Annotated in this window: 11 protein-coding genes; 8 read left to right on the top strand and 3 right to left on the bottom strand. The window is 72.9% G+C overall.

What is annotated here, in order from left to right; all coding sequences use genetic code 11:
* Positions 1–517 precede the first annotated feature (517 nt).
* Positions 518–1,576, bottom strand: a complete 1,059-nt coding sequence (locus OG303_RS18055; RefSeq protein ID WP_405869423.1) for a helix-turn-helix transcriptional regulator — start codon at positions 1,574–1,576, stop codon at positions 518–520.
* Position 1,577: 1 nt separating this feature from the next.
* Positions 1,578–2,603 carry a DUF4097 family beta strand repeat-containing protein gene (locus tag OG303_RS18050; protein WP_405869422.1) on the bottom strand — a complete coding sequence of 342 codons (1,026 nt, stop codon included), beginning with the start codon at positions 2,601–2,603 and terminating at the stop codon, positions 1,578–1,580.
* A 146-nt stretch (positions 2,604–2,749) separates the two neighbouring features.
* Here OG303_RS18050 and OG303_RS18045 point away from each other — a divergent pair, with 146 nt between their 5' ends.
* Positions 2,750–3,592 carry a hypothetical protein gene (locus OG303_RS18045; protein ID WP_405869421.1) on the top strand — a complete coding sequence of 281 codons (843 nt, stop codon included), beginning with the start codon at positions 2,750–2,752 and terminating at the stop codon, positions 3,590–3,592.
* 36 nt (positions 3,593–3,628) lie between these two features.
* Here the strand turns inward: OG303_RS18045 and OG303_RS18040 are convergent, their stop codons facing one another.
* The gene (locus tag OG303_RS18040) at positions 3,629–3,808 is read right to left on the bottom strand and encodes a DUF6104 family protein (RefSeq protein ID WP_405869420.1); all 180 of its coding nucleotides are present in this window, start codon (positions 3,806–3,808) and stop codon (positions 3,629–3,631) included.
* A 144-nt stretch (positions 3,809–3,952) separates the two neighbouring features.
* Between OG303_RS18040 and OG303_RS18035 the strand changes: the two genes are divergently transcribed.
* From OG303_RS18035 to fxsT, 7 genes are all read left to right on the top strand, one after another.
* Positions 3,953–4,333: a CU044_2847 family protein gene (locus OG303_RS18035; protein ID WP_405869419.1), complete on the top strand. Its 381-nt coding sequence runs from the start codon at positions 3,953–3,955 to the stop codon at positions 4,331–4,333.
* A complete protein-coding gene (locus OG303_RS18030) occupies positions 4,326–6,317 on the top strand; it encodes a trypsin-like peptidase domain-containing protein (protein ID WP_405869418.1) in 1,992 nt (663 codons plus the stop codon). The genes OG303_RS18035 and OG303_RS18030 overlap by 8 nt, the downstream gene beginning before the upstream one ends.
* Positions 6,318–6,479: 162 nt before the next feature.
* Complete coding sequence (locus tag OG303_RS18025) at positions 6,480–7,517, top strand: AAA family ATPase (RefSeq protein ID WP_405869417.1); 1,038 nt, start codon at positions 6,480–6,482, stop codon at positions 7,515–7,517.
* A 6-nt stretch (positions 7,518–7,523) separates the two neighbouring features.
* Positions 7,524–10,784, top strand: a complete 3,261-nt coding sequence (locus OG303_RS18020) for an SAV_2336 N-terminal domain-related protein (protein WP_405869416.1) — start codon at positions 7,524–7,526, stop codon at positions 10,782–10,784.
* Entirely contained in the window at positions 10,781–10,969 is a 189-nt protein-coding gene (locus OG303_RS18015; RefSeq protein WP_405869415.1) for a hypothetical protein, read from the top strand. The genes OG303_RS18020 and OG303_RS18015 overlap by 4 nt, the downstream gene beginning before the upstream one ends.
* Positions 10,966–12,117, top strand: a complete 1,152-nt coding sequence (locus OG303_RS18010) for an FxsB family cyclophane-forming radical SAM/SPASM peptide maturase (protein ID WP_405869414.1) — start codon at positions 10,966–10,968, stop codon at positions 12,115–12,117. Before OG303_RS18015 ends, OG303_RS18010 begins: the two co-directional genes overlap by 4 nt.
* Positions 12,118–12,174: 57 nt before the next feature.
* Positions 12,175–15,153: an FxSxx-COOH system tetratricopeptide repeat protein gene (fxsT, locus tag OG303_RS18005; RefSeq protein WP_405869413.1), complete on the top strand. Its 2,979-nt coding sequence runs from the start codon at positions 12,175–12,177 to the stop codon at positions 15,151–15,153.
* Positions 15,154–15,198 lie beyond the last annotated feature (45 nt).

Below are 15,198 nucleotides of genomic sequence, written 5' to 3'. Positions count from 1 at the left end.
GGGCGCCAGGGCGCCAGAGCGCCGGGGCGGAGGGACGCCGGGGCGGCGGGACGCTAGGGCGCCGGGGTGCCAGGGCGGCGGAGCGCCGGAGCGCCGGGGCGGCGGAGCGCCGGGGCGGCGGTCGCGTCAGGGGTGGGGAGAACGTCATCGTCATCCAACTTGCCGACCGCATGCCTGACTTCGTGCCGGGTGGGCGGGCGGGCGGTGGGCGGCGGAGGGGGCGAGCGCGGGGGTCGGCCGTCTGCCGGGAGCCGCCGCCGATGCCCTGATGCCGGTGCCGGTGCCGGTGCCGGTGCCGGTGGGGGTGCGATGCGGGCGCGGGCGACGATGCCGGTTCCGGCCAGGTGGTGGTCGAGCTGGATGCCGGCCAGTTGCCCTACCGCCTCAACTGCGTTGACGCGAACGTCGGTTACGCCTCCCTCTCGCCGGGCGGCAAGGGGCGCCGCCACCTCTGGCGGTGCGGCTGACGTTCTCGCCGGGCGCACCGTCAGAGGAACCCGCCCTCCGATGCCGCTGCTCAGATCCTCGGCCTGCGCAGTATCGCGCCGATGTGTGCTGCCGCCGACGACAGGTGGCGGCGGGCGTCGCGGAGCTGTTCGTCCGTGACGCCGTGGTCGCGGGACGCGTCGCGGATGTCGTCCCGGAAGCGGTCGAGCAGGCGGTCCAGGTCGCGGACCGCGTCGCCACTGGACTCCTCGTGTGCCCAGGCCGGTTCGTACTCGCCGGGGAAGTCCTCCGGGGTGTGCGTGTACTCGGGCTGCGGCGCCGAAGTGCCGGTGCCGCCCCGGCCGAAGCCGAAGTCCTTCCCGAACTCCTTGCCGAAGTCCTTCCCGAAGTCCCCGAACTCCTTGGCCAGTTCGGTCAGGCCCTCCCGCACCCCCGTCGGCCAGTCGCCCCGCGCGAAGTGGTCCTGCACCTGCTCCTGCACGCGTCGGCCGATGCGCTGCAGTTCCTCCTGTGCCTGGGCCCGGGCCCGCTCCTGTGCCTCCTTGGCCTGGCGCCGGGCGCGCTGAGCCTCGTCGCGGGCCCTGCGGCTCTCGTCCTTGGCGCGCCGGGCCTGCTCCTTCCACTCCTGCTTGACGCGCCGCATCTCCTCCTTGGCGGCGCGCCACGCCTCCTTGTCGGCGTGGTCCGCGAAGTCCCCCAAGGGGGCGTCCTGTTCACCGCGGCCCTTGGTGCCGCCGCCGCGGCGCGCCTCGGTGGCCGCGGCCCGCATCTCGCGCCGCAGATCGCCCGCCGCGCCGCGTACATCGGCCCGGATCTCGGCGGCGAGCTCGGCGACCGACTCGCGGATCTCCAGCTCCAGGTCGGCCAACTCGCCACTGCGGTCGGCCAGTTCGGCGCGGCCGGCGTCCGTGATGGCGTACACCTTGCGGCCGCCCTCGGTGGTGTGGGTGACCAGACCCTCGGCCTCCAGCTTGGCCAGGCGGGGGTAGACGGTGCCCGCCGACGGTGCGTACAGCCCCTGGAACCGCTCCTCGAGGAGGCGGATCACCTCGTAGCCGTGGCGCGGGGCCTCGTCCAGCAGCTTCAGCAGGTAGAGGCGGAGGCGGCCGTGGGCGAAGACGGGGGGCATGTCAGAGCACCTTCTTGTCGGTCGTGCCGTCGGCCGGGGTGTCGGTCGCACCGTCACCCGGGCCGGAAACGGAATTGTCCCCCGAGTCGCTGTGCGGTTCGGCCGCCGGGGTGCTTGCCGGGTCGGCCCCCGCCGCTGTCTGCTCGGCCGCCGCGCGGATGTCCTCGCGGCGTATGTCCTCCGGACCGGTGGCCTCGGGCTCCACGTCCCAGGGCTCGTCCTCGGCCGGGGGCCTGCGCAGCAGGGCGATCGAGCCCGAGACGGTCGTCGCCTTGAGGCTGCCGCTGCCCGCGCCGAGCCGGCCGGTGATCCTCTTGGCGCCCCACTGGCCGCTGACCCGCAGGTCCTCGAACGCGTTGGAGACCGTGCCGCTCGCGGTGTTCGCCTCCACGTCCGCGTCCGCCGGGTGGGGCAGCCGGATGGCGATCTCGCCCGAGACGCTCGTCAGGCTGATCGCGGTCGGCCGGCCGGCCGGATCGATGTCGACGATCATTGAGCCGCTCACCGAGTCCGCCTTGACGGACGAACCCGCCTCGACCACGGTCAGATCCCCGGAGACGGAGTTGAACCGCAGGTCTCCGCTGAGGGCCTGCGCCTCCACGTTCCCCGAGACGGTGTCCGCGCGGACCGGGCCGGTGAGCCCCACCAGCGTGGTGTCGCCGGTGACCCCCTTGAGCTCCGCGCGTCCGTCGAGCCCGGAGACCACGGCCGCGGCGCCGACGACACCCACCTCGACGCGGGTGTCGGCCGGGACGGCGAGGGAGACGACGGCGCTGCGCCGCCACCCCTTGCGGTCGAGCCACTTGAGGAAGCCCTTCCAGGGCAGGTCGTCGTACGCCACCGTGAGCGTGCCGCCCTGCTGGGTCACTGCCAGGGGTGGTCCCTCGATCTGGGTGACCTCCATGCGGGCGGAACCTTCGTCGGTCCCCACCACGTTCACCGTTCCGTTGACGATGCGGACGTGGAGTTCCCGCACGGGCTCGTCGAACGTGAGCTTCCTGGGTTCCGTGACGGACCACTCGGACATGGTGCAGACCTCCCCGTCGCAACGCGCCATATCGCGTCTCCTGCAATTCACGATATATCGCGGCTACGGAAAGTCAAGACACCCGATCTGATGACGTGCGACGCCTCGAAAATGACCGAAGGCAGGAATCGCCCTAGTTTGTGACCATGTCGACGGAAGTCCCACGCCCCGGTCCCGCAGGTCTCGCCGCCGGCGCCCTGCTGCTCTGCCGGGCGGAACCCGAGTCCGTCGCCCCCGCCGCCCACCTGCTGCGCGAGCGCCTGTTGCTCACCGGCGCCGGCGAGGACTGGAGCGTGCTCGTCCCCGAGGGCACCCCGTGGCTGCACGGTGACGAACCCGTCGACCGCGTCCTGACCGGCTGGGCCACCGCCCTCGCGGTCGGCGCCCCCTGGCCCGTACTCGCACTGTGGTGGGACGCCGACCGCGCCGGCTACACACTCGCGTCCGGCTTCCGCCGCCCCGTCGGCTACGTCTGGCTCGCGAACGGCACCCCGGCCGGCGAGGACGAGGCGATGCGCACGTTCGCCGCGCGCCTGGGCCTGGACCCCGTACTGGACATGCAGTCCCTCGAAGAACTGACGAAGCCGGACTTCGGGTCGGACGCCCGAGCCAGGCTGTGCAGCCTGCTCGCGGTCCTCACGCGCGCGGGGGTGTCCTTGCCTACTGGCCTCGCCCCCGGCGAAACCGCAGACCGCCTCCGCGAGATCGCCCGAGGCCGACCGGATGCCCACCAGATCGAATGGTCGGGTTGGCGCGAGGCGGTCCGCGCGGAACTCGACGCGGTCGACAGCAGCCGGCTGGGCCCCTGGATGCCCTGGTCAGGTACCCCCAGGGCACGCGCCCTGTCCCTGGCCCAGGCAGCAGCGGGCCTCCCACTCACGGCGTGGGGCGTACGGCGGCGCAGCGGAGGATGGATCGTGGCGGGGGCGCTGCTGCTGGTGCACGGTGCGCTGGGGCTGGCGTACGACCTGGCGCGGCCGCGCGATTGAATCCTGATCGGGCTATTCGTCTGAATCCTGATCGGGTTACTCGTCGTCCTCGTCGTCCAACCGCGCCAGCCATGTCGCCAGCCGCTCCACCGGCACCTCGAAGTCCGGGTTCAGATCGACGAACATCCGCAACTGCTCGGCGAGCCACTCGAAGGTGACCTCTTCCTCGCCGCGCCGCTTCGCCAGTTCTTCGATGCCTCGGTCGGTGAAGTACATGCCTTCAGAATATGCGCCACTTGGCCGGTTAGCGGTCTCCCTCCGGAACCATGCGGGCAGATAGCCTCGTCGCAGTTCAAGAGCCCATTGCCGAAGGCGAGTTGAGGTATGGGCGAGCAGAGCCGTGCACAGGGCGGGGGAGCCATGGACGAGACGCTGCGCGAGATCACGCTGCCTGGGGGCCAGACGGTGCTGGCCCGGGTGACGCCGACACAACGGGCGACAAAACCCGATGGGTATGGGGCCGACGATCTCGACATCGGCGTAGGGCGGACCGCGGCGGCCAAGCTGGAGCAGTTGGGCGAGCTGATCCAGGGCGTCGGGCAGTCGGTACTGGAGGCGGCGCGGTCGGCGCAGCCGGACGAGGCGAGCATCACCTTCGGTGTCGAGATCGTCGCGAAGCCCGGCAAAGCGATCGCCGTGCTCGCCGACGGCGAAGCGAAGGCGTCCTTGGAGGTCAGCCTCGTGTGGAAGCTCGACGAGCGCCGCGCGCGGGCCGCCGCCGAATCCGCCGCGGATGCCTGAGCTGCAGGACCCTCGCCTCAAGACCCTCATCGAGAACGCCACGGTCCACTTCCACTCGGCGCGCCCCGGCGACGACGAAATGTGGGGGAGCGGCTTCCTGGTCGCGCCGGGTTGGGTGCTTACCTGCGCGCATGTGCTGCTCGGCCGTATCGGCGAGAGAGGCGAGGAGGAGTTCCGGGTACGTGGCCCCGGGCTGCACGACGGCCGTCCGGTGGGCGCCCGGCTGGAGGCGTGCCTTCACGACGGCGGCGTGGGCGGGCAGGCGGAAGAGCGGACGAACGTGCCCGTCGAGCAGGACATGGCACTGGTGCGGCTGCTCGACACCTCGGTGCAGCACGAGTGCGTCTGGCTCAGCGACCGGTCCGACCACCCGCTGGGCGAACACCGGTTGGTGTACGGCTACCGGCCCACCGAGGGCGGAGCGGCGTCGGCCTGGAACGGGGAGGCGACGGTGAGCGCCCAGGACGGGCCGTACGGGCTGCGTCTTGGCCCCAGCAACGAGTTCCCCCCGGGAGTCTCCGGTGGCCCGGTGCTGGATCCGGCCACCGGAGCCGTCGTCGCCGTCATCAAGAGCCGCCGCGGCGACCGGGACGGCGGGCTGTCCATAGCGGTATCGGCAATGCGGCGCTTCGGCGCTCTTTACCACCGGGTCACCGCCGCGCACGACGAGTGGCACCAGGCTCGGCGAAGAGTGCTCCACAACTGGGTCGGCCGGCAGATGGAGCTGCCGGGAACACCCGCCGAGCGCGAGGGCGAGGGCTGGAGCCCCGTGGATCGTCGGCAGGCGCTCGCCCTGCTGGCCGCGATCGAGCCGCCCGACGCCCCCCACACGATCACCCAGCTGGTCCGCACGGCGCGCGGCGACGACCCGGCCGGCCGCCCTCATCTCCCCGTCTCCTGGCGGGACGGCCATGGGCAGCTCTACGAGGCGGACCATCCGCAGCGGGCGTACGTCTTCCTGCGCTACCTCCGGCTGGTCCAGCTGTTCGTGCAGGCCGGCGAGCCCAAGGACCGGGCCGCTGTGGAACGGCTGGGCGAATGGATCGACGACCGGCTCGTGCGGGTGCTGCCGTCGCTGCACACCAACGTGCTGGACGCCGCACTGCCTCCCGGGCTGCTCCTCGGGGAACAGCGGTCCGTGGAGCCGTATCCCGGACCCGGCGGGCGCGGTGTGGTGCTGCTGGAGCTGGAGCCCCTCGACGACGACGCCTCCCGCGTCTACTGGACACTGCGCGTCGACGACGGGGGCGAGGAGAGCGACGTACCCCGCTACGGGCAGACCACCGGGCCCGGTGTCGAACTGCGCCGTCTGCGGTCCGTGATCGCCGAGCCGCTCGCCGAGGCGTTCGAGTCGGTCGACCGCCCTGAGCTGCCGGCGCCGCTGGAAGTCGCCCTGGACCTGAGGCACTTCGACCTTCCCGTGCACGAGTGGCAGATCTACGACTCGGCGCGGCTGTGGGACAGGGCGCGCCAGCAACTGCTGGGCGTGCGCCGTCCTGTGGTGATTCGTGACATCGAGCGCCGGGGAGTTCCGGCCGAATCCTGGGATGCGCGCTGGCACGGGATGCTGGCCTCCGGGCGGCTGACCGCGAAGTACACCGTTTTCAACGGCAGTCCGCATCAGGCCCGCCAGTTCGCGGACATGACCCCCGGGGAGATCCCCGTGCAGTGCCTGCGGGCCGGGACGGGAGCCGGTCACGCGACGATGCGCCTGGCGCTGGACGCCGGACACGGCGTCGCGCTGTGGCACCACGGCGGACACCCGGGGCAGGAGTGCGGAACCGACTGCGACGAGTTGCACCGGTCCACCGTCGGGTTCCTGAAGGAGGTGCGGGGTCCGGCTGAACTGCCGGACCGCATCCGCCGTATCAGAGAAGACATCAGCAGAGGGAACGGGCGTCACTGGGCCGACATGGTCGCCGTGCTCTACGACGATCCGCGTCGCCCGCTGCCCGCGGAGGAGGGGGTGTTCGACGCCCCATGAATCCCGGTGGACATCCGGCGACACCGGACAGCGGCTGGCCGAAAATCAACCGTGCGCCCATCTTGGATGGGTACGTTTTCAGGGGCCCGTTGTGGGCGCCGCTCGCCCTCGTCGGCCGTGCCGTGCCGTGCCGTGCCATCGACCGTCGACGAGGAGCGAACCATGAGCGAGTGGCCCGTCTATCGCGGCCAGGGCGAACCCGCGCCGGCGCGCATCGAGTTACTGCCACCGCCCCCGCCCTGGCGCCGGTTCGACGGCGCCCCCCTGGACGACGTGTACACGGTGCCGCCCATCGACAGCGCGTCCGCGCGGCGACTCGGTCATCGTCCTCCGCTGCCTGTTCAGGACTCGCAGGCCATCGAACTCGTCAACGCGGCCCTCTACTTGAGGCGACCTCTGCTGGTCACGGGTGAGCCCGGCTCCGGAAAGAGCACCCTGGCCCACGCCCTCGCCCACGAACTGGGGCTCGGCCGTGTGCTGCAGTGGCCCATCGTCAGCCGCACCGAGCTCAGGTCGGGCCTGTACACCTACGACGCGATCGGCCGCCTCCAGGATGCCCAGCTGGACCGGACCCGGGCCGAGGAGACGGCGGAGTCCGCCGAGGCGCGGCACGACCCCTCGATCGGCCGCTACATCCGGCTCGGCCCGCTGGGTACGGCCCTGCTGGCGATGAAACGCCCGCGCGTCCTGCTCATCGACGAACTGGACAAGAGCGACATCGACCTGCCGAACGACCTGCTGAACATCGTGGAGGAGGGCGAGTTCGGCATCCCCGAGCTGGAACGCATCGCCGACCGCCCCGGCCAGGGCGCCGTGCAGGTCCTCACGGACGACGGGCTGCGGGTGCCCGTCACCGGCGGCCGGATCCGCTGTCACGCCTTCCCGGTGATCGTGATGACGAGCAACGGCGAGCGCGAGTTTCCCGCGCCGCTGCTGCGCCGCTGCATCCACCTGCACCTCGACCCGCCGCGCGGCGACCGGCTTGCCGCCCTGGTCCAGGCTCACTTCGGGGACGGCGCAGACCAGGACCACCGGGACCTCGTCGAGCTGTTCACCACGGGCGGGACCGGCGCGCACCGCCCGACTGACCAGCTCCTCAACGCCATCTTCCTCACCCAGCGCGTGGCTCCGCCGGGCAGCCCGCGACGCGCGGAGCTCGCCCGGCTGCTGATGGGCTCGCCGGACACGGGACAGCGGTAACCGGCCATGACCGTCGCCGAGTCGCTGGAGTCGCTCGCCCGCCGGCTGCGCGAGGCCGGGCTGGCTCCGGACGCCGAGGAACTCGCGGACGCGCTCTGGCTCGCCCGTCACGTCCCCGGCCTGGCGACCACCGAACCGTCCTCGGGGGATTCCACGGACTCTCGCGGCGACAGCCCACCCTTCCTCACGCACCGCGCCTCCATGCCGTCCGAGGCGTCCCTGGCCGTGCCCGCCCGGACCCGGGCCACGGACCGCCGATCCCCCTCGCCCTCCGGCACGGCGACCGGAGAGGGCGCGGAGGGCGTCGGCGCGGTGGTCGCCGCGCGGGTTCCGGCAGCCTCCGTACTGCCTGAACCGCTCGCCCTGCAACGCGCGTTACGGCCGCTCAACCGCTTCCGGACGCCCGGCAGTCCCGTGTTCTCGGGGCTGGACGAGGAGGCCACCGCGCAGCGGGCGGCCGACACCGGTGTCGTCGTCCCGTTGCCGTCCCGCGAGCAGCGTCGCGAGGCACGGCTGCAACTCGTCATGGACGTCTCCTCGTCCACGGTGGTGTGGCAGGACACCCTCGCCGAACTGCACCAGGTCTGTGAACGCGCCGGAGCCTTCCGGGAGATCCGGCTCTACTACGTCCACGAGGGCGAGCGGGACGAGGTGCGGGTCACCTCCTCGCCCGACCCCGCGGCACCCGCCGACGGCCCAGGCCTGCTGCGCGACCCGAGCGGACGCCGGCTGACCCTGGTGCTCAGCGACTGCGCCGGACCGCTCTGGCGCGGCGGCCGGATGCAGCAGCTCCTGCACGACTGGGCCTCCTGCGCCCCGCTCGCCGTCCTCCAGCCCCTGCCGCAGCGCATGTGGCGTGGCACCCATCTGCCCGCGTTCTCCGGAGAGCTGCGTCGCCGCGAAGGCCCGGCCGGCGGCCTCGAGTTCCGCTCCGAACGCGCCGGACCGCGCCCCGTGGGTGCCCTGCCGGTCCCCGTCCTGGCGCTGCGACCCGCCTCCCTGGGCAACTGGGTCCGCCTCGTCTGCGACGCCACCGCCCAGCGCCTGGTCACCTCCGCGGCCTGGGTGCGCGCCGACCATCCGGCGGCCACGGCACGTGCGCGCGCCGCTGATGACATCAGCGCGCGCGACCGGGTCAGGGCCTTCCGGCGGACCGCCTCGCAGGACGCGCGGCACCTCGCCGAGTACCTGGCCACCGTGCCCCTCGTACTGCCCGTGATGCAGCTCGTGCAGCGGGCCATGCTGCCCGCGAGCGGACCCGATGCGATGGCGGAGGTCCTGCTCGGCGGGCTGATGAGGCGCAGCGACGCCGTGGCCGACGGAGGATACGAGTTCATGGACGAGGTGCGCGAGGAACTCCTGCGCCACCTTCCCGGCGGCGAGGCCCGGCTGGTGCTCAAGCACAGCTCGCACTACGTCGAGCGGCAGTACGGCCGGTCGGCACGGAACTTTCCCGCGCTGGCCGCCGCCTACCTCTCCGGCGCCGCCGCCGCGCGTCCCGTCGTCGAGGACGGTACCGGCGACCGCCTGCTGCGCGCCTTCGCCCGGGTGTCCTCGCAGGTCCTCGCCCGTTATGGGAAGGCCCCCGCGGCCTCGCCCGGCACCGGCCCGGGGGAACTGACCTCGCGGGCGCACGAGTTGCTCGACCGGTACGCCGGGCAGGGCACCACCCGCGACCTCGACGAGGGCATCGGCCTGCTGCGCCGGGCACTCGAGGTGGAGCGCTGGCAGGACGACCGGCGCAGGCTCCGCAGCCGGCTCGCCGACGCGCTGTTGGCCCGCTGGCAGGCGGCAGGGACGGCCGACAGCCTCCGGGAGGCCTACGAGGTCCTGCCCCGGCCCCGCAAGAGCAATCCAGCCGAACTGATCATGGAGGCGCAGATCCTGCTGCACATCGCGGCCGACCTCGAGACGGCGGGCCGGGCCGCCGCGACACTGCCCGCGCGGTTCGCCGACGACCTCGGCGAACCGCACGCGACGTCGCGGCGGCTGGCTCTGCTGGCCTACCGGGAGGCGCGGCAGCGACTGGAGGAGATCCCGCTCGGCGCGGAGCCCTCCCTGGTGACGCAGGGCATCGAGCTCAGAGCCACCGCGGCGCTGTGCGCGGCCTCGCTGGTCGCACGCGTCGGCCACGACGCGCTCGGGCCGGAGGAGGGAACGCCGCAGGAGTGGGCCGCCCGGCAGTTCGAACAGGCGGCGGGCCTGGCCACACAGCACCGGCTGCGCAACGAGCGGCCCAGCGCCCGTCTCTTCGAGGCCCGCGCGTTGCTCGCGCTGGCCCGGCACGAGGCCGCACGGGAGGCCGGCCCGGGGGAGACAGTCCCGGCGCGATACGAACTCGCCTTCCAGGCAGCCGAGTTGGCGGAGGTCGGCTTCCGGGAAGTGCTGCCGCTGCTCGCGGCCGAGGGCGCCGCGCCGCACGAGCTGTGCCGGATCTGCCTGGACACGGCCGCGGCCCTCGACCTGACCCGGCACGCGGAACGCGATCCCCGTACCCGCCGCAGAGTCGTCAACGTACTCAATCAGGCGCTGGAGTACGCGGGGGACGACGGCGAACTGCGGTCGGTGTGCTTCGACCGGCTCGGCGAGGCCTATCTGGCGACGCGCGCACTCACGCAGGCGGCGGAGGATCTCGAGGCAGCCGTCTGGTCCTGGTGGCAGGCCGCGGGCGCGCTGCCCCTCGACGACCCGGCCCGTCCGGGGCTGCTGCACCGCCTGGGCCTGGCACTGGGCGGGGCCCAGGAGTGGAACGACGCCGTGCGGGTGCTGCGCATGGCTGTCGACGAGACCTCCGAGAGCGACCCCGAACTGCCGCGGTACCGAGTGGAACTGAGCGAGGCGCTGCTGCACCGGAACCTCTCCCAGGGCGGCCTGTCCGACCTCCACGAAGCCGACTGGATACTGGGTACGGCCGCGCGGGAGACCGACGACGCCCTGCTCGCGGCGCGGGCCTGGCGGCTGCGCGCACTCGCCACCGAGCGCCTAGCCGAGCACGCTGGCCGGCGCTCCGACCTGGAGGCCGTGGCCGACCACCTGCTGCGGGCCGCCGAACTGTACCGGGACCTGGAACTGGCCGCCGCGGAGGCCGGGGTTCGCGTCGAACGCGGGTCGGCGCTGAGCCGGGCCTCGGCGCCCGCCCGCGCCGCCGAGGAGTACCTCACCGCGCTGAGGCTGTACGCGGAGGCCGGGCTGGTTGACGGGGAGGCGGCGGCGCGGGCCCGGGCCGCCCTGAACGCCCTGGAGCCGAACGGCGGGAGCGACGCATGACGGCTCCTGACGACGCAGGGGACATACCCCTGCCTGTCTTCGACCGCCCGGCGGACGCCCCGCACCCCGCCCTCGCCTCCGTCCTGGCCGAACTGCGCGAGCGCGACGCGGCGGACGAACCCCCCGCCGCCTACTACGGCGACTCGCCCGACCCGGCACCGCGCTTGGCCGGAGCCGGGCCGTGACGGGCGACGGCTTCCGTCAGTTCGTCCTGAAGGTGCACAGCCGCTGCAATCTCGCCTGCACGTACTGCTACATCTACCGCGGCCCGGACCGCAGCTGGCGCGACCGTCCGCACCACGCCGACGAGCGCACCATGCGCCAGACCGCCCACCGCATCGCCGAACACGTCGAGGCGCACCGGATGCGGGCCGTGCGGATCGATCTGCACGGGGGCGAGCCGCTGCTGACCGGACCGGAGCCCGTCGTCGCGTACGCCGACGCGGTGCGCGAGGCCGTCCCGGACGGCACCGGTGTGACGGTCACCGTCCAGACCAACGGCACTCTCCTCACCCGCCCCGTCCTCGACCGTCTCGCCGACGCCGGCATCCAGGTCGGGCTCAGCCTCGACGGCGGCACCGCCGCACTCAACGCGCGTCGCATCGACCACGCGGGCCGCCCGTCCTGGCCCGCGGTCCGCCGCGCCGCCCGACTGCTCGCCCGGCATCGGCCGGACGCCTACGCGGGCATCCTCTGCACCGTCGACCCGGCCACCGACCCGGCCGAGGTCTACCGCTCGCTGCGCGCACAGGCACCCCCCTCGCTCGACTTCCTCCTCCCGCACCAGCACTGGGGCGCGCGCCCGCCCGGCCGCCACCGTCCCGCACCGACGCCGTACGGGGACTGGCTGGCCACCGCCTTCGACCTGTGGTGGAACGACGGCGCACCGGACCGGCCGAGGGTCCGGCTCTTCACCGAGATCGTGGCGCTGCTGCTGGGCGGCTCCTCGCGGACCGACGCGGTGGGCCTGTCGCCGATCACCGCGGTCGTCGTCGAGACGGACGGCACGATCGAGCGGATCGACTCGCTGAAGACGGCCTTCCCAGGAGCGCCCGCCACCGGCCTCGACGTCTTCCGCAACTCCTTCGACGAGGCGCTGCGCCACCCGCGGATCGCCGTCCTACGGGCCGGCCTCGACGCACTGGGCGAGGTCTGCCGCGACTGCCCGGTCGTCCGGGTCTGCGGCGGCGGCAACTACGCCCACCGCTACGCCCCTCCCACGGGCCACTTCCGTCACCCGAGCGTGCACTGTCCCGACCTGGAACGCATCATCCGGCATGCCGCGGACCGGATCGGCGAGCAGCTGTCCGTATCGTCAAGGAGTCTGGTTTAACGTGGAGTTGACGGACCACGACGTAGCTCTCATCTACGTCGGAAGGAGACCTCCGGCATGCCATCCCCGTCCCCTGAGCGTGTCACGGTCGTCTACGCGGGACAGTCCTGGTCCTGGGCGACGTGGATCGAGTACCGGCTGGCATACGCCGGGGTGGTGCCGGAGTCGGCCCGCTGGGACCCCCTGCACACTCGGCCCGAACCCGAGCGGCTGACCAGTCTGCTGGCCGGGCCCGGCAAGCTCCTGCTCCTCATCGACGACTGGTTCGTACGCTTCGACGACGCCCGGCGGCAGGCCTGGGCCGACGTCCTGGCCGAGGTCATGCCCAGGGAGGGGCACCGCATCGCCGCCGTGTCCGTCACGGCCGCGACCCTGCCGCCGGCCGCCGAACGGCTCGGGCGGGTGGTGCCGCTGCGCGGCCTCGACGCCGACCGGGCCGCCGCCGTACTCCTCGACCTGCTGGACGTGACCCCGCCGTCGGGCGGTCCGGTCAGCCTCGACCGGCAGCACGGTCCACGCTTTCCCGAGGAGCGGCCCGGCATCGACAACGCCCCGCGCCACAACCGCGACTTCACCGGCCGGGAGCGCGTCCTGGAACGCATGCACCGCGCGTTCACCGAGGGCGGCGAGGGGACGCGCATCGCCCTGCGCGGGCCCGGCGGGATCGGCAAGACGCAGACGGCGACGGAGTACATCCACCGCTACAAGGGCGAGTACGACCTCGTCTGGTGGGTCCGCGCGGCGGTGCGGCCCCGGGCCCGCGAGGACTTCGCGCGACTCGCCGACAAGCTGGGCGTCGAGGTGGACACCGGCGACGCGCTGCGCAGCCGTATAGAGGCGGCCAAGCGGGCGCTGGGCGACCGCACCCGCTGGCTGGTCGTCCTGGACGGGGCCGAGGACCCCAAGGACCTCGAAGCACTGCTGCCCGACGGGCCGGCGGGCCACCTCGTGGTCACGACGCCGCGCAAGGAGTGGCGCCGGTGGGTCGGCGAGGAGATCGAACTCCCGCCGTTCGACCGTGCGGAGTCGGTCGACTTCGCCTGTCGGCGCAGCGGCCGGCTCACCGCCGACAGTGCGGACCGCCTCGCCGCCGCGGTCGAGGACCATCCGCTGCTCATGGACCAGACCGCGGCCTGGGTGGAGCTGAACCAGACCGCCGACATCGACGCGTACATCACCCGTATCCGGGACGGCAATCCGCACGCCGTGCCCGTCGTCCCCTCCGAGGAGTACCGCAAGCAGTTCCAGGTGGCCTGGGGACAGACCGTCAACACCCTGCGCGAGAAGCATCCCAACGCCTACGAGCTGCTCTCCCTCTTCGCCTTCTTCTCGCCCGACGTGATCCCGCTGGGCCTGGTCCAGTCGGTCCGCGCCGGCGACCTGCCCGAGCACCTGGTCTCCCTGGTCACCGAGCCGAGCAGCTGGAACACCGCGCTGCGCGTGCTGTCCGAGGCGACCTCGACGCGGCTGGAGTACGAGCAGGGGCCGATGGACATCCAGACCGTCGGCACGCTGCGCATGCACCGGCTCTTTCACCGCTTCGTACGGGGACATCTGGGCCCCGAGGAGGCGCGGCAGGCGGCCGAGACCGCCCGCCGTGTGCTCGTCGCGGCCGATCCCCGCCGGCCCGGCCAGCGGGTCCACTGGTCGCGATACGCCGAGGTGATCCCGCACCTGGAACCGACGGGCGCACTGAACTCCACGGACCTGGACGTGCGGGCACTGGTGCTCAACTGCATCGAGTACCTGCGGGTCCGGGGCGAGTACAGGGAGGGCCGGCAGCTCAGCAAGTCCGCCGTCGCGGCCTGGACCACGACCTCCGCGGAGACCGACCCGTCCGTGCTGCGTGCCGTCCACCAGCTGGCCAACATGGAGCGCCGTCTCGGCAACTACGCGGAGGCGGAACGCATCGGACGGGAGGCCCTGGACCGGACCACCGCCGACCCCGAGCGCAGCCCCATCCAGGTGTTGCGGGCCAAGAACGGGCTCGGCGGCACCCTGATGGCGCTGGGGCGGTACGACGAGGCCCGGTTGCTGTACGAGGACGCCGTGGAGCAGGCGGCGACGGACCTCGGCGACCACGAGGTCCCGCGCACCCTGGACATCCGCGGCAACCTCGCGATCGCGCTCCGGCTGCTGGGCCGGTACGAGGAGTCCCTCGCCCTCCACCGGGAGGTCCTGGAGGCCTATATCGCGCTCAGCGGCGGCCGGGACCCGGCGACGCTCGACGCCGCGCTGAACACCGCCTGGACGCTGCGGCTGCTCGGCCGGTACGGCGAGGCGCTGGACCTGCAGGAGCTCAACTTCCGGCTGCATGTGGAGGTGCTGGGCCGCAACCACGCCCAGGCGCTGCTGGCCCAGCACAACCTCGCGCTGTGCCTGCGCCGCGAGGGGGCGAATCTGCGGGCCCGCCCCCTGATGCGCGAGGCACGTGAACGCATGCTGCGCAGACATGGTTCCGGCCACCCCGAGACCCTGATGCTGAGCACGGACTACGCCATGCTGCTGCGCGACATCGGCGAGTTCGACGAAGCCCGCGAACTGGCCGAATCCGCCCACGCGGGCTACGTACGACTCCTCGGCGACAGTCACCCCTATGTGGCGGGGGCACTGGACAACTGTGCCCTCATCCAGGGCGACCAGGGTGATTCCGACGGAGCACTGCCCCGGGCGGAGCGCGCCAGGGCCGGGATGGAGCGGGCCCTGAGCACCGCTCATCTCTGGTCCATCGGCAGTGCGATGAACACGGCGACGGCCCTTGCCCGGACCGGTCGGCTGGAGCGTGCGGTGGCGCTGGGCCGGGACGCCCTGGCACGGGCCCGCACCGCGGTCGGGGACGCCCACGTCCTCACGCTCAACCTTGCGGCGGGGCTCGCGCAGGACCTCGAGGCGGCCGGGCAGCACGAGGAGGCGGAGTCCGTGCGTCGGGAGGCGGTTCACATGCTGACCGAGAACTTCTTCGAGGAGCACCGGCAGGTGCGGTACATGCTCGAAGGGCGGCGCCCCTACTGGGATTTCGAGCCGCAGATGTTGTGAGACCCCGGATGCCGTGAGAGAGCCGAAGGGCCCGGCCCCGAGTTC

It is taken from the genome of Streptomyces sp. NBC_00005 (genome assembly GCF_045160215.1).
Classification (GTDB): Bacteria; Actinomycetota; Actinomycetes; order Streptomycetales; family Streptomycetaceae; genus Streptomyces.
This window is presented reverse-complemented; position numbering and strand designations above follow the sequence as displayed.

Excerpts from the sequence above, each read along its gene's own strand:
- OG303_RS18055 (WP_405869423.1), bottom strand. The coding sequence starts at position 1,576 with ATGCCCCCCGTCTTCGCCCACGGCCGCCTCCGCCTCTACCTGCTGAAG.
- OG303_RS18050 (WP_405869422.1), bottom strand. The coding sequence starts at position 2,603 with ATGTCCGAGTGGTCCGTCACGGAACCCAGGAAGCTCACGTTCGACGAG.
- OG303_RS18045 (WP_405869421.1), top strand. The coding sequence starts at position 2,750 with ATGTCGACGGAAGTCCCACGCCCCGGTCCCGCAGGTCTCGCCGCCGGC.
- OG303_RS18040 (WP_405869420.1), bottom strand. The coding sequence starts at position 3,808 with ATGTACTTCACCGACCGAGGCATCGAAGAACTGGCGAAGCGGCGCGGC.
- OG303_RS18035 (WP_405869419.1), top strand. The coding sequence starts at position 3,953 with ATGGACGAGACGCTGCGCGAGATCACGCTGCCTGGGGGCCAGACGGTG.
- OG303_RS18030 (WP_405869418.1), top strand. The coding sequence starts at position 4,326 with ATGCCTGAGCTGCAGGACCCTCGCCTCAAGACCCTCATCGAGAACGCC.
- OG303_RS18025 (WP_405869417.1), top strand. The coding sequence starts at position 6,480 with ATGAGCGAGTGGCCCGTCTATCGCGGCCAGGGCGAACCCGCGCCGGCG.
- OG303_RS18020 (WP_405869416.1), top strand. The coding sequence starts at position 7,524 with ATGACCGTCGCCGAGTCGCTGGAGTCGCTCGCCCGCCGGCTGCGCGAG.
- OG303_RS18015 (WP_405869415.1), top strand. The coding sequence starts at position 10,781 with ATGACGGCTCCTGACGACGCAGGGGACATACCCCTGCCTGTCTTCGAC.
- fxsT (WP_405869413.1), top strand. The coding sequence starts at position 12,175 with ATGCCATCCCCGTCCCCTGAGCGTGTCACGGTCGTCTACGCGGGACAG.